The sequence below is a fragment of the Rhizobium sp. 22-785-1 genome (genome assembly GCF_053521965.1).
Map to the genome: position 1 here is coordinate 61,840 of NZ_JBNWDI010000013.1, position 12,268 is coordinate 74,107.

Genomic DNA, 12,268 nt, shown 5'->3' on the forward strand with positions numbered 1-12,268 from the left:
GCGGAGCAATGCACCGTTCCACTGCAAGGCCGGTTAGTGACCCGCCTCAGCCAGTGGCGCGCCCCAACCACCCCAGATGTAGATAGCGAAGAAGAGGAAGAGCCAGACGACGTCCACGAAGTGCCAGTACCAGGCAGCAGCCTCGAAGCCGAAATGATGTTTCGGCGTGAAACCGCCTGCGATTGCGCGGAACAGGCAAACCAACAGAAAGATCGTCCCGACGAAGACGTGGAAACCGTGGAAGCCCGTCGCCATGAAGAATGTCGCGCCATAGATCGAATTCTTGAAGTCGAACGGAGCGTGCATGTATTCGTAGATCTGCACGGCAGAGAAAAGAACGCCGAGCGCAACCGTCAGCGACAGACCGGCGATCATACCTTTGCGGTCATTATGCAGCAGAGCGTGGTGGGCCCAGGTGACGCAAGTACCCGACAGCAGCAGGATCACCGTGTTGTAGAGCGGCAGATGCCATGGGTCTATGACCTCGATACCCTTTGGCGGCCACTGACCACCAGTATAGGCAAGTCGCGACGCCTGAATGGCCTCATGCGGATAGAGGCTCGCATCGAAATAGGCCCAGAACCACGCAACGAAGAACATGACCTCCGAGGCGATGAACATGATCATGCCGTAGCGCAGATGCAGCGAAACGACCGGCGTATGGTGACCTTCATTGCCTTCCTTGATCGTGTCAGCCCACCAAGCGTACATCGTGTAAAGCACGATGGCCAGGCCCCCATAGAAAAACCAGGGAGTGGCGAGTTCAAGACCGAACAGCTTGAATGAGCCGCCATTCAGGTAGCGCATATAACAGACGCCGCCGAAGGTTAGCACGAATGCACCGATGGATGCCAAAAGCGGCCATGGGCTCGGGTTTATGATATGGTAGTCGTGGTTCTTTTGATGCGTGTCTGCCATGTGATCAATCCCCGAAGGCTCTTCCCAATCTCGCTAAACCGTCTCTCTGAACTGAAGCCAGACGACCGTTTCATTCCATGGCGCGATCTTTCGACCACGCCTCCCTCTCTCAAAGTCTCGTCTCGTCACGTTCAGTCTTTGCCGGTAAGGACGCAACCGGTTTTTCCGTTTTCGACGGGTAAAATGTGTAGGACAAGGTCAATGTATGAATGTTCTTCGTTTCCCGAGCATTGACGATCTCCGGATCGATGAAGAACACCACCGGCATTTCCAGCGTTTCACCCGGCTGAAGCGTCGTTTCGGTAAAGCAGAAGCACTGCACCTTGTTGAAGTATGCACCAGCCTCCATCGGCGTCACATTGAACACGGCGGTGCCCGTGGTTGCGACCGGCGAACGGTTGGTAGCCTTGAAGGTCACCTGGATCGTCTCACCGATCCGAGGCTCGACCATCTTATTCACCGGACGAAAGTCCCAGTTGAGACCGTTGGACGTGTTGGAATCGAACGTCACCTTCATCGTCTTGTCGAGGATGACGTCAGAATATTGTTCGACGCGCTGGGTGGTGCCATTATAGCCGGTAACCTGACAGAACAGGCGATAGAGGGGCACAGAGGCATAGGCCATGCCAACCATGCCGCAGACGAAGACAAGACACAGCACGAGGATCGAGCCATTGCTCGTCTTTCTGCTTCCGGTCATCTTTTGTGCTTCTGTCATATCTCCCCCTCCTAGCTCGTTCGATCAATGACCGCCGATCTTGATGATGGTAATGACGTAGAACAGGACCACCAGAGCCGCCAGCGTGAGGCCTAGCGCCACGTTACGCCCACGCCTCGACTTCTTCTGCGCCTCGTTGAGCTTTACGGTCTCGATCATGCCGCGCCTCCGAACATCGTGACAAAGGACGGCACGAGATGATCGGCCAGAAGGGCGGAGAAAATCGCAAACAGGTAGAACACCGAATAGGCAAACATCTTCTTTGCCGGCATCATCTTGTCGTCGCCATCCGGCATGCGCCGAACGGAGATGGAACAGTAGACGAAGATAATGCTGAGGATCGCAGCGAAGATGCCATAGCTCAACCCTGCAAGTCCAGAGAAATAGGGGGCCACAGCGACAGCCATGGTCAAAATGGAATAGACGATCATCTGGTTCTTGGTCGAGCGCTCGCCGGCCACATTCGGCATCATCGGAATGCCGACAGAGCCGTAGTCGCGCATCTTGAAGAGCGCCAAGGCCCAGAAATGTGCGGGCGTCCAAAGAAAGATGATCAGAAACAGGATAGTGCTATCCAGCGAAACATTGCCGGTCACGCAAGCCCAGCCGAGCATGGGCGGAAATGCGCCAGCAGCACCGCCGATAACGATGTTCTGCGGCGTCGAGCGCTTGAGCCACATCGTATAGACGACGGCATAGAAGAAGATGGTAAAGGCGAGAAGACCGGCAGCAAACCAATTGACGGCCAGGCCCAGGATGGCAACCGAGAAGACCGAAAGCGTCAGTCCGAAGGCCAAAGCCTCACCCGGCGCAACCCGTCCGGATGGAATAGGACGCTTGGCCGTGCGCGACATGACAGCGTCAATATCGGCATCGTACCACATGTTCAACGCGCCAGAGGCCCCTGCCCCTACCGCGATGCAAAGGATTGCGATCAATCCGAGGACTGGATTGATCGTGCCTGGTGCGAGAATGAGCCCGGCAAAGGCCGTGAACACAACCAGCGACATGACGCGGGGCTTCAACAGCTCAAAATAATCACGCGCGCCAGCTTCCGAAAGCGAAGCGTATTCGATTGCCAGCGTGTCGCGATTGTCAATAACGGTCATTATTTCCTGCTTTCCCGAAAGACGCCCCATCGCAATGCGGCGTCTTTGCTCATCTCGTCCGGCGTAAAACTGACACTTATCATGGTACGCCGGACAAAACGCTCGGACAAAATGCCTCAGCGGATACGCGGAAGCTGCTCCCACTGGTGGTACGGCGGTGGAGACGAGAGCTGCCATTCCAGCGTAGTGGCACCAGGACCCCACGGGTTGTCGCCAGCGATCCGCTTCTTGGCGAAGGCTTCCCATACGCCGAAGAGGAAGATCAGGACGGCGACCGCAGAGATGTAGGAACCATAAGAGGAAACCAGGTTCCAGCCCGCATAAGCATCCGGATAGTCGATGTATCGACGCGGCATGCCTGCAAGACCCAAGAAGTGCTGCGGGAAGAAGATCAGGTTGACGCCGACGAACATGACCCAGAAGTGCAGATTGCCGATCTTCTGACTATACATGTAGCCGGTGATCTTCGGGAACCAGTAGTACCAGCCGGCAAAGATCGCAAAGACCGCGCCAAGCGACAGGACGTAGTGGAAGTGTGCCACCACGTAGTAGGTGTCATGAAGCGAACGGTCGAGACCGGCGTTGGCGAGCTGAACGCCCGTGACGCCGCCCACTGTGAAGAGGAAGATGAAGCCGATCGCCCAGATCATCGGTGTAGTGAAGGTCAGCGAACCGCCCCACATGGTCGCGATCCAGGAGAAGATCTTGATCCCGGTCGGCACCGCGATCACCATGGTTGCGAAGACGAAGTAGCGCTGCGCTTCGAGCGACAGACCGACAGTATACATGTGGTGCGCCCACACGATGAAGCCGACGGCGCCGATTGCGACCATGGCGTAAGCCATGCCAAGGTAACCGAAGATCGGCTTGCGCGAGAAGGTCGATACGATGTGGCTGATGATGCCGAAGCCAGGCAGGATCAGGATGTAGACTTCCGGGTGACCGAAGAACCAGAACAGGTGCTGGTAGAGGATTGGATCGCCGCCGCCTTCAGGAGAGAAGAAGGTCGTGCCAAAGTTGCGGTCGGTCAGAAGCATGGTGATGCCACCTGCCAGAACCGGAAGCGACAGCAGAAGAAGGAAGGCAGTGACAAGCACAGACCACGCAAAGAGCGGCATCTTGTGCAGCGTCATGCCAGGCGCGCGCATGTTGAGGATCGTGGTGATGAAGTTGATCGCACCGAGGATCGAAGAGGCACCGGCTACGTGAAGCGCAAAAATCGCAAGATCGACCGCTGGCCCCGGCATACCGCTCGTTGATAATGGTGGATACATCGTCCAGCCGCCACCGACACCATAGGCACCTGCCGGCCCTTCGACGAAGAGCGAAAGAAGAAGCAGGATAAAGGCAGGAACGATCAACCAGAAGGAGATGTTGTTGAGGCGCGGGAAAGCCATGTCCGGGGCACCGATCATGATCGGAACCATCCAGTTGGCGAAACCGCCGATCATGGCTGGCATGACCATGAAGAAGATCATGATGAGCGCATGCGCGGTGGTGAACACGTTGTACATGTGCTTGCCGCCGTCGATGGCAGCGTCACCCTCGAAGCCGTAGACCATTGTCGCCAGACCGTGGAAGATCTGGATGCCAGGCTCTTGCAGCTCCATACGCATAACGACCGATAGGCCGCCGCCGATGATGCCGGCGATGATCGCAAAAATCAGATAGAGCGTGCCGATGTCCTTGTGGTTGGTCGAAAAGAACCAACGCTGCGCGAAGCTCGGCGTATGATCGTGATGCGCGTGGTCGTCGCCATGAGCGTCGTGGGCGGCACGATCATGAGAGCGATGGTCGTCGTGTGCGGAATGTCCAGCCATTGTCCTCACTCCTTGCCTTAGTTGGTTTCGTTCGCGGCGACGCGAAGGGCGCTTGCGCCATCCACAGAAGCCATCAGCGCCCGGTTGGCACCGCTCAAGTCAGAAGCAGCGGCAGCAGCCCAGGTCTTGTATTGCTCTTCGGAAACCACCCGTATGGCAATCGGCATGAAGGCGTGGTCCTTGCCGCAAAGCTCGGAGCACTGACCGTAGTAAAGTCCCTCTTTTTCAGGCTTGAACCAGGTTTCGTTCAGGCGGCCTGGAACGGCATCGATCTTGACGCCGAAAGCCGGCATCGCGAAGGCGTGAATAACGTCCGTCGGCGCAGCAGTGACGAGAAGACGCACGGTCTTGTTCACCGGAACGACCATCTCATTGTCCACGGCCAGAAGACGCGGGTAACGAGCGTGATCCTCCTTGCCGGCGGCAGCGCGATCTACATCCTTCAGCATGTAGCTGTCGAACGCCAAAGGCTCGGAGCCTTCTGCCGCCTGATATTCGTAATTCCATTGCCACTGCGTGGCGGTCGCCTTCAATGTCAGGTCCGGATTTTCCGGCTGCGTCAGCTGCGCGTTGAGAAGATTGAAGGACGGGAAAGCCAGGAAAAGAAGAATGAGGACCGGCGCTAGCGTCCAGACGATCTCGATTGCCGTATTGTGGCTAGTCTTGGACGGAACCGGATTTGAGGACGCCTTGAACTTCACAACGACGAGAATGAGCAGGACGAGAACGAAAATCGTCACGGGAACGATAAACCACAGGGTATATTGTTCAAACCAACGAATTTCGTGCATGATCGGCGTTGCGGCCTCCTGCAATCCCATCTGCCACTCTTTGGGCTGATCGGCGTTTGCGCCGACAGCCGAGAGCAGACAGATCGTGCCCGCCAACGCTGCGTTAATCCTAGTAATCACGGTACCTCTCCCTCACGCACCTGATTATGATCAATCCCAGGCGCAGAATCCATGCTTATAGTTTAGACTCAAATCATAGTTTGCGCGCCGCCGCAATATCGCCCAGCTTTCGTAGAGGGGCATTTTTAGTCCGTTACTTTGTCTCGGCACCCTGCGTCGGCGGCACATGGAAACTGGACGCCAAAGATGCGCAGGCTCTCTGGCTGGCGGCAATTTGACCAACAGCAGGTCCTATTTTGGCCGCACTCACTTGGAAATGAGGAGCGCGGCTCTTTCATTTCCAGTATCGGAAGTCAAAATAACCGCACTGATTCGAATTCCAGAGGTATCCATGCGTCTGCCCCCGATTGCGCGCGCCGCTTTTGTCGCCGCCGGCTTCTCTCTTCTCGCGTCCGGCACGAGCGTCGCCCAGCAACCGCCTGGCACGCCGAAATCCACGCATGGCAACTGGTCGGTGATCTGCGACAAGCCCGCTGGCGCATCCGAGGAACAATGCGCATTGATGCAGAACGTAATTGCCGACGATCGTCCCGAAGTCGGGCTGTCGGTCGTCGTACTGAAGACGGCCGATCGCAAGTCGCGCATTCTTCGCATCCTTGCGCCGCTTGGCGTGTTGCTGAAGGATGGAATGGAACTCTATATTGATAACAACAATATCGGCCGTGCTTATTTCACCCGCTGCTTCTCCGAGGGCTGCTATGTGGAAGTGGATATCGACGACGAGCTGATGAAAGTTCTGCGCGCCGGCAAGCACGCCGTTTTTGCGTTGCGCGAGTCGGTCGATCAGGACCGTGTCGGCATTCCGATCGAACTGACCGGCTTTGCCGAAGGTTACGACGCGCTGCCTTGAGCTTGCAGACCGGCAGTCTTCGGACGCAACTATTTCCGCAATTCTCCGCGAGGCTATGATGTGTGGGTTGCGCCGTTAAACGCCAGCACCTAAATCACATTCACGATGATTGATGCTGACGCCTGGAGTACGCGATGACTGATGACCTTCTGACGCTTTTCGATTGCGATGAGGGCACATTGCGCAGCCGGGTGGCAGACGCTCTCGGCGGCGCCGACGATGGCGAATTGTTCGTCGAACATGCCCAAGCGGAATCGCTCACCTTCGACAATGGCCGCCTCAAGGGCGGCAGCTTCAATACCGACCAGGGCTTCGGACTTCGTGCAGTCGCTGGCGAGACAGTCGGATACGCCCATGCAGGCGAGCTTTCCACCGCAGCGTTGCAGCGCGCGGCAGATGCCGTGGGTGCCGTAACAAAGGGATATTCCGGCTCATATGCAGCAGCGCCTCAGCGCACCAACAAAAAGCTTTATGGCGATGAAAACCCGATTGGCTCGCCCTCTTTCGAGGAGAAGGTGAAGCTTCTGACGCAGATCGACGCTTATCTGCGCGACAAGGATCCCAAAGTCCGCCAAGTTACAGCATCGATTGCCGCCAGCTGGCAGATTGTCGACATCCTTCGTGCCGATGGCCACCGTGTCAGCGATATTCGCCCCATGACGCGCATCAACATTTCCGTTGTGGCTGGCGAAGGCGACCGCCAGGAAACCGGCTCCTATGGCATTGGTGGACGGGTCGGCTTTGGCGACTTCATTTCCACGGAAAGCTGGCAGCGCGGTGCGGACGAAGCATTGCGCCAGGCACTGGTCAACCTCACTGCCATCGACGCGCCCGCCGGTACAATGGATGTGGTGCTGGGCGCAGGCTGGCCTGGCGTGATGTTGCACGAGGCCGTCGGGCATGGTCTGGAGGGCGACTTCAACCGCAAGAAGACATCGGCCTTTGCCGGTCTGCTTGGCGAAATGGTCGCGGCACCCGGCGTCACCGTCGTCGATGATGGCAACATAGACAATCGTCGGGGCTCGCTTACGGTGGACGACGAAGGCACACCTTCCGGCTATAATGTCCTGATCGATAACGGCAAGCTCGTCGGCTATATGCAGGACAGGCAAAACGCGCGACTGATGGGAATGCAGGCGACAGGCAATGGTCGTCGCCAGGGCTACTCGCACGTTCCCATGCCGCGCATGACCAACACTTACATGCTTGGTGGAGACAAGACGCCGGAAGAGATTATCGCGTCAGTCAAGAAGGGCATCTACGCTGTGTCCTTCGGCGGTGGCCAGGTGGACATTACCTCCGGTAAATTCGTTTTCGGCTGCACGGAAGCATACCTCATCGAGAATGGTAAGATTGGCGCGCCGGTGAAGGGCGCTATGCTGATCGGCAACGGACCGGAAGCAATGAAGCGTGTCACCATGATCGGCAACGACATGAAGCTCGACACCGGCATCGGCAATTGCGGCAAGGCTGGTCAGTGGGTTCCGGTCGGCGTCGGGCAACCGCATTTGCGGATGGACCAGATCACCGTCGGCGGCACCAAGGCTTGAGGTTTACGAATGGGGACGCTCTTTAAGATCGTTCCCTACGATTCCGGCTGGCCGAGCGTTTATTCCGATGCCCAACACCGCCTGGAAATTTTGTTAAAAGGCATGTTCGACAACATCGAGCATGTCGGTAGTACGGCGGTCCATAATCTTTCTGCCAAGCCCTATGTCGATATCGATGTCGTCGTGAAGCACCTCGATTTCATGCAAGACAGCAGGGCACGCATGGAAGCTGCAGGGTTCGAGCCACGCGGATCTCGGCATGGCGATGGAGTATTCGCTTTTATGGTCGGGGCCGTCACGGCTCCGGATCCGTTGCCCGGTCTGCGCGTTTATCTTTGCCCGCCAGATAGCGTAACTCACCACGACAGAGTGCGTTTCCGTAATATTCTTCGTCAAAACCCCGCTCTTGCCAATGCCTATGCCACACTTAAAATGACGCTCGCGAAGCAATACGAAGATAACGGCGATGCCTACACAGCCGCCAAGTCGGACTTCATCCGCAGGGCGCTGCATTCCACAACCTCTCCGGTATCCGCACAATAATTGCCCTCCCATTGATCAGGAAAAGATGACCTTTGTTTCCAATGCACTCGTTCCCGAACTGGCCGTCAGCGACTGGCACAAGAGCCGCTCATTTTATTGTGACCTGATCGGCTTTCATGTCGTCTACGAGCGGCCCGAAGAGGGCTTCACGTACCTTGCGCTCGGCGACGCGCAGTTGATGATCGACCAGCTTGGTGCGGGACGCACCTTTGATCTGGAAGATGCGCCAATCACCTATCCGTTTGGACGGGGCATGAACCTGCAACTCGCGGTCCCCTCCCTACAGCCTATCCTCGACAGGTTGGAACTGGCCCGCGTGCCGCTGTTTCTCCCAGTCGAAGAGAAATGGTATCGCAAGGCAGAGACGGAGGTGGGCAACCGGCAATTCGTGATCGCCGATCCGGATGGTTATCTCATTCGCCCGTTCGAGAGTCTTGGCGAGCGCGTCTTTCGTTTTGGGTGAGGCACACATATGACGTTACCCCGCATGCCGAAAGCAGTCATCTTCGATATGGACGGCCTCCTTATCGACAGTGAGACGCTCTACCGCGACTCCTTTCTTGCTGCCTCTCAAGAGGGTGGTCACGATTTACCGGTCGAGCTCTACCAGCGCGTCTGCGGAAGTCCGTGGGATGTCATCAGCGGCACGATCATTGCCGAACATGGTGCTGATTTTCCAATGGCCGCGTTTCGCGACGCTTGGCTTCGCCATCTGGCCATCAGCATGGCCGGCGGCGTGGCATTGAAGCCAGGCGTTGTCGCGATGTTAGATCTGCTGGACGATCTCAATCTGCCGCGTGCCATCGCCACATCCTCGCGGCACGAATCTGTCAATCGGCACCTCGGACCGTATAATCTCCTGGCTCGTTTCGATCACATCGTGGCGCGGGAGGATTACAAGGAACCGAAGCCCGCTCCCATGCCCTACCTCACCGCAGCGAAGCGTCTTGGCGTTGCACCGGAAGACTGCATGGCTCTGGAAGATTCTTACCACGGCGTTCAGTCCGCATCCTCCGCCGGGACGATGGCTGTGATGGTCCCCGACGTGGCGCCAGCGAACGAGAGGGTGCGGGAGAAATGTGTTGCGATCTGCTCCGGTCTTTCGGATGTCGCCGCTCTGCTTCTTGCTGCCAGTATGCGCAGCTAATTGCCAGCACAATCGAAGCGCCACTCTGGCTCGATTGAATTTCTGAGATCGAGGTGAGTGTGATAGGCAAGAAGAAGCACGTGGCCGTGCAGGTCTGCGACTTCGCCGGAGAGGTCTTGCCTCATCTCATCAATGGTCTTTTTCTTCGCACGTCCGCGAGCGGTCAGCGGTCCCACGCCTGTGTCATCTTGCCGTGAGACTGAGTACTCTTCGGCCGCCGCTGTCGACGGCCGTTTCGCTTATGGATACATGCGAACTTTCGTCCAAGGGGCGTCAGTGGTTTCACGGCGGAACTCAACCCGGTCATGCAGGCGGAATTTCCGGTCATGCCAAAATTCGATGGTCAGTGGATTGATACGAAAGCCGGACCAGTATGGAGGGCGCGGAATGTCTCCCAAAGCGTATTTCGCTGTGTATTCGGCTACCGCCTTTTCCAGCGCAAAGCGGCTTTCGAGTGGCCGGGATTGCTTTGAGGCCCAGGCTCCGATGCGGCTGCCACGTGGGCGCGAGGCGTAATACTCGTCCGCTTCTTCGTCCGATACGACTTCCACAAGTCCGCGAATGCGAACCTGTCGCCGCAAGCTTTTCCAATGGAAGCAGAGACCGGCTTTCTGTTGCCCCAGAAGCTCGCGCCCCTTGCGGCTCTCGAAATTGGTGTAGATCACAAAGCCACGCTCATCTGCCGCCTTGAGCAGCACCATGCGCACGCTTGGCATGCCGTCCTCGTCCACCGAAGCAAGCGCTACCGCATTTGGATCGTTTATTTCGGACGCGGTTGCATCGCGCAACCATTCAGCGAAAAGCGCGAATGGTTCATTTTCTTCCGTGAAGTCACTAGATGTTAACCCCGTTTCCGACATATTGACTAAAATGCTCCAGAGCTGATTTGCACACCAGAAATGATATCTGGGTAAGAGATGGTGATCGTCATAGCAAAGTCGAACAGTCGCACAAAGAGCTTCCTGTCATCGGTTGTCAATGTCTTTGCCGCCGGCTTTATTGCCGTTGCATTGACCGGCTGTGTCAGTCTTGATCTTTTCGGTGGCGAGAAAGTCGACCGCTCGCTCTCGACCGCGTCTGTCCCGAACCAGCCGACCGCGCCGGTTCTGTCGGACGATGCGACGATCCGCAACGCGGTCACTTCCGCCGATCTGGTGAAAGTCGCCGGGTCGCCGGTTCCATGGGCCAATACGGCAACCGGCAGCGCCGGCGTCTTGACAGGCATTACGGAAGACCGAAGCACAGGCTTCGTCTGCCGCAACTTCAACACCACGCGCCATTCCTTCGAAGGCGTTGCGAGCTATACGGGTCAGGCGTGTCTTTCCGAGACAGGCGAATGGCTGATGACCCGCTTCGATCAGAAGTAAAGCATTTACCCTATCTCAAGAGATCAGATCTGCAATCCGCCTGCTAACCGGCGCGTAAAGGTCTGATTAGCAAGTTCTTGCCACAGTCCCTTCCAGTTCAAGACACTGATCGTGCAACATTTTCGCATGTTGGCACGTTCAGGTCTGGGTTTGTTCTGTTTCATGCCGCTTAGGCGCGGCTGGAGTTTCGGGCGTAACTGGTGGTTCGGATGCGTGATCCCTATTCTATTCTCGGCGTCAAGCGCGATGCCGGTTCGGACGAGATAAAGGCAGCCTGGCGGTCCAAGGCAAAGACCATTCATCCTGATCAAAATCGGGATGATCCAGATGCGAACGCACGCTTCGCTGAGATCGGCCAGGCTTACGATCTGCTGAAGGATCCGCAAAAGCGTGGTCTCTACGATCAGGCGCGTCGCGCCGCGGACGGCAAGCAGCGTGAACAAACAATCATGCAGAAGCGTGAGGCCGCGCGTGCCGCCGCCCGCGAGGCGGCGGAACGGGCAAAAGCAGCTGAAAGGCTGATGGAAGAACTTGCCAGGGCGCAGGCACGCAATGCAAAAGCCGCCAGCGAAACCGAGGCAAACGCCGCCGATCCTGTTAACTCCGCAAGCGCCAAGCCAGAATCGCCCGAGGATATGCTGGAGCGAATTTTCGGTGCGGAGGCAAAGGTAAAAGGCGGCGCGGATCCCATAAAATCGACAGCGGCGGAGGTTTCTGACGAAGCGCCCAATCAAGAAAAAACGGATGCGAGTAACTCGCTTGCAATCGGCTTCTTCAACGCGCTCATCCGCCGTTTCCGCGGCGCGCCACCGGCAATCGAAAAAGTACCCGACATGACGGCGGAAGCCATCGTGACCGTCAATGACATCATCGCCCAGAGACATGTGACGATCCGCATGCCGGATGAGCGCGACGTTCGCTTGCCACTGGCAGCGGGCACCACGGATGGACATGTGGTGCGGCTCAAGGGCCAAGGATTGAAGTTGCCGGAAGCTGCGCGTGGCGATCTCGTCGTGACCGTTCTCGTTGCCCGCGACGACGATTTTATCGTGAAGGGATACGATATCCACACAACTCTGCCACTTGCCCTTGCCGATGCGGTTCTGGGTTGTGAATCAAAGGTTCTTACGCCTCGCGGTGAACAGCCGGTGACCGTGCCTGCCTGGTCGGGTTCGGACAAGGCCATTCGCGTAGAAGGTAAAGGCTTGGAGAAGGAAGACGGCACATTTGGCGATCTCGTCGTCGAATTGCGCATCGTCCTTCTCGAAACGCCGGATGCAAAAGTAACAGATTTGATGCGCCATATGCGCGAAGGTCTTTATCTGTGACACTGCC

General features: G+C 57.1%; 14 protein-coding genes. 7 read left to right on the forward strand and 7 right to left on the reverse strand.

Annotation, left to right across the window (positions count from 1 at the left end; all coding sequences use genetic code 11):
* Nucleotides 1-33 precede the first annotated feature (33 nt).
* From ACQZ5M_RS20330 to coxB, 6 genes are all read right to left on the reverse strand, one after another.
* Nucleotides 34-918 (reverse strand): cytochrome c oxidase subunit 3, encoded by an 885-nt coding sequence (locus ACQZ5M_RS20330; RefSeq protein ID WP_296074532.1) that lies wholly within the window; start codon nucleotides 916-918, stop codon nucleotides 34-36.
* 109 nt (nucleotides 919-1,027) lie between these two features.
* Nucleotides 1,028-1,636, reverse strand: coding sequence for a cytochrome c oxidase assembly protein (locus ACQZ5M_RS20335; protein ID WP_296074529.1), 609 nt, complete (start codon nucleotides 1,634-1,636; stop codon nucleotides 1,028-1,030).
* A gap of 24 nt (nucleotides 1,637-1,660) precedes the next feature.
* Complete coding sequence (locus ACQZ5M_RS20340; protein WP_296021355.1) at nucleotides 1,661-1,795, reverse strand: hypothetical protein; 135 nt, start codon at nucleotides 1,793-1,795, stop codon at nucleotides 1,661-1,663.
* Nucleotides 1,792-2,745, reverse strand: a complete 954-nt coding sequence (locus ACQZ5M_RS20345; protein ID WP_449080709.1) for a heme o synthase — start codon at nucleotides 2,743-2,745, stop codon at nucleotides 1,792-1,794. The genes ACQZ5M_RS20340 and ACQZ5M_RS20345 overlap by 4 nt, the downstream gene beginning before the upstream one ends.
* 116 nt (nucleotides 2,746-2,861) lie before the next feature.
* Nucleotides 2,862-4,565, reverse strand: coding sequence for a cytochrome c oxidase subunit I (gene ctaD / locus ACQZ5M_RS20350; protein WP_296100724.1), 1,704 nt, complete (start codon nucleotides 4,563-4,565; stop codon nucleotides 2,862-2,864).
* Nucleotides 4,566-4,582: 17 nt separating this feature from the next.
* Nucleotides 4,583-5,476 (reverse strand): cytochrome c oxidase subunit II, encoded by an 894-nt coding sequence (gene coxB, locus ACQZ5M_RS20355; RefSeq protein WP_296021272.1) that lies wholly within the window; start codon nucleotides 5,474-5,476, stop codon nucleotides 4,583-4,585.
* A 331-nt stretch (nucleotides 5,477-5,807) separates the two neighbouring features.
* On the opposite strand from coxB, the gene ACQZ5M_RS20360 reads away from it, so the two are divergent.
* From ACQZ5M_RS20360 to ACQZ5M_RS20380, 5 genes are all read left to right on the forward strand, one after another.
* A complete protein-coding gene (locus ACQZ5M_RS20360; RefSeq protein WP_296021274.1) occupies nucleotides 5,808-6,326 on the forward strand; it encodes an invasion associated locus B family protein in 519 nt (172 codons plus the stop codon).
* Between the two features lie 134 nt (nucleotides 6,327-6,460).
* A complete protein-coding gene (gene tldD, locus ACQZ5M_RS20365; RefSeq protein WP_449080710.1) occupies nucleotides 6,461-7,876 on the forward strand; it encodes a metalloprotease TldD in 1,416 nt (471 codons plus the stop codon).
* 9 nt (nucleotides 7,877-7,885) lie between these two features.
* The gene (locus ACQZ5M_RS20370) at nucleotides 7,886-8,419 is read left to right on the forward strand and encodes a GrpB family protein (protein WP_449080711.1); all 534 of its coding nucleotides are present in this window, start codon (nucleotides 7,886-7,888) and stop codon (nucleotides 8,417-8,419) included.
* 25 nt (nucleotides 8,420-8,444) lie between these two features.
* Complete coding sequence (locus ACQZ5M_RS20375) at nucleotides 8,445-8,882, forward strand: bleomycin resistance protein (RefSeq protein ID WP_296021281.1); 438 nt, start codon at nucleotides 8,445-8,447, stop codon at nucleotides 8,880-8,882.
* 9 nt (nucleotides 8,883-8,891) lie between these two features.
* On the forward strand, nucleotides 8,892-9,566 hold the full coding sequence (locus tag ACQZ5M_RS20380; protein WP_449080712.1) for an HAD family hydrolase: 675 nt from the start codon (nucleotides 8,892-8,894) through the stop codon (nucleotides 9,564-9,566).
* A gap of 239 nt (nucleotides 9,567-9,805) precedes the next feature.
* Here ACQZ5M_RS20380 and pdxH read toward each other — a convergent pair whose 3' ends face one another.
* The gene (pdxH, locus tag ACQZ5M_RS20385; protein WP_296021286.1) at nucleotides 9,806-10,426 is read right to left on the reverse strand and encodes a pyridoxamine 5'-phosphate oxidase; all 621 of its coding nucleotides are present in this window, start codon (nucleotides 10,424-10,426) and stop codon (nucleotides 9,806-9,808) included.
* Between the two features lie 57 nt (nucleotides 10,427-10,483).
* Here pdxH and ACQZ5M_RS20390 point away from each other — a divergent pair, with 57 nt between their 5' ends.
* Nucleotides 10,484-10,933, forward strand: coding sequence for an RT0821/Lpp0805 family surface protein (locus ACQZ5M_RS20390; protein WP_296041283.1), 450 nt, complete (start codon nucleotides 10,484-10,486; stop codon nucleotides 10,931-10,933).
* Between the two features lie 209 nt (nucleotides 10,934-11,142).
* The gene (locus tag ACQZ5M_RS20395; RefSeq protein ID WP_296021293.1) at nucleotides 11,143-12,261 is read left to right on the forward strand and encodes a DnaJ C-terminal domain-containing protein; all 1,119 of its coding nucleotides are present in this window, start codon (nucleotides 11,143-11,145) and stop codon (nucleotides 12,259-12,261) included.
* The last annotated feature ends 7 nt before the right edge of the window (nucleotides 12,262-12,268 follow it).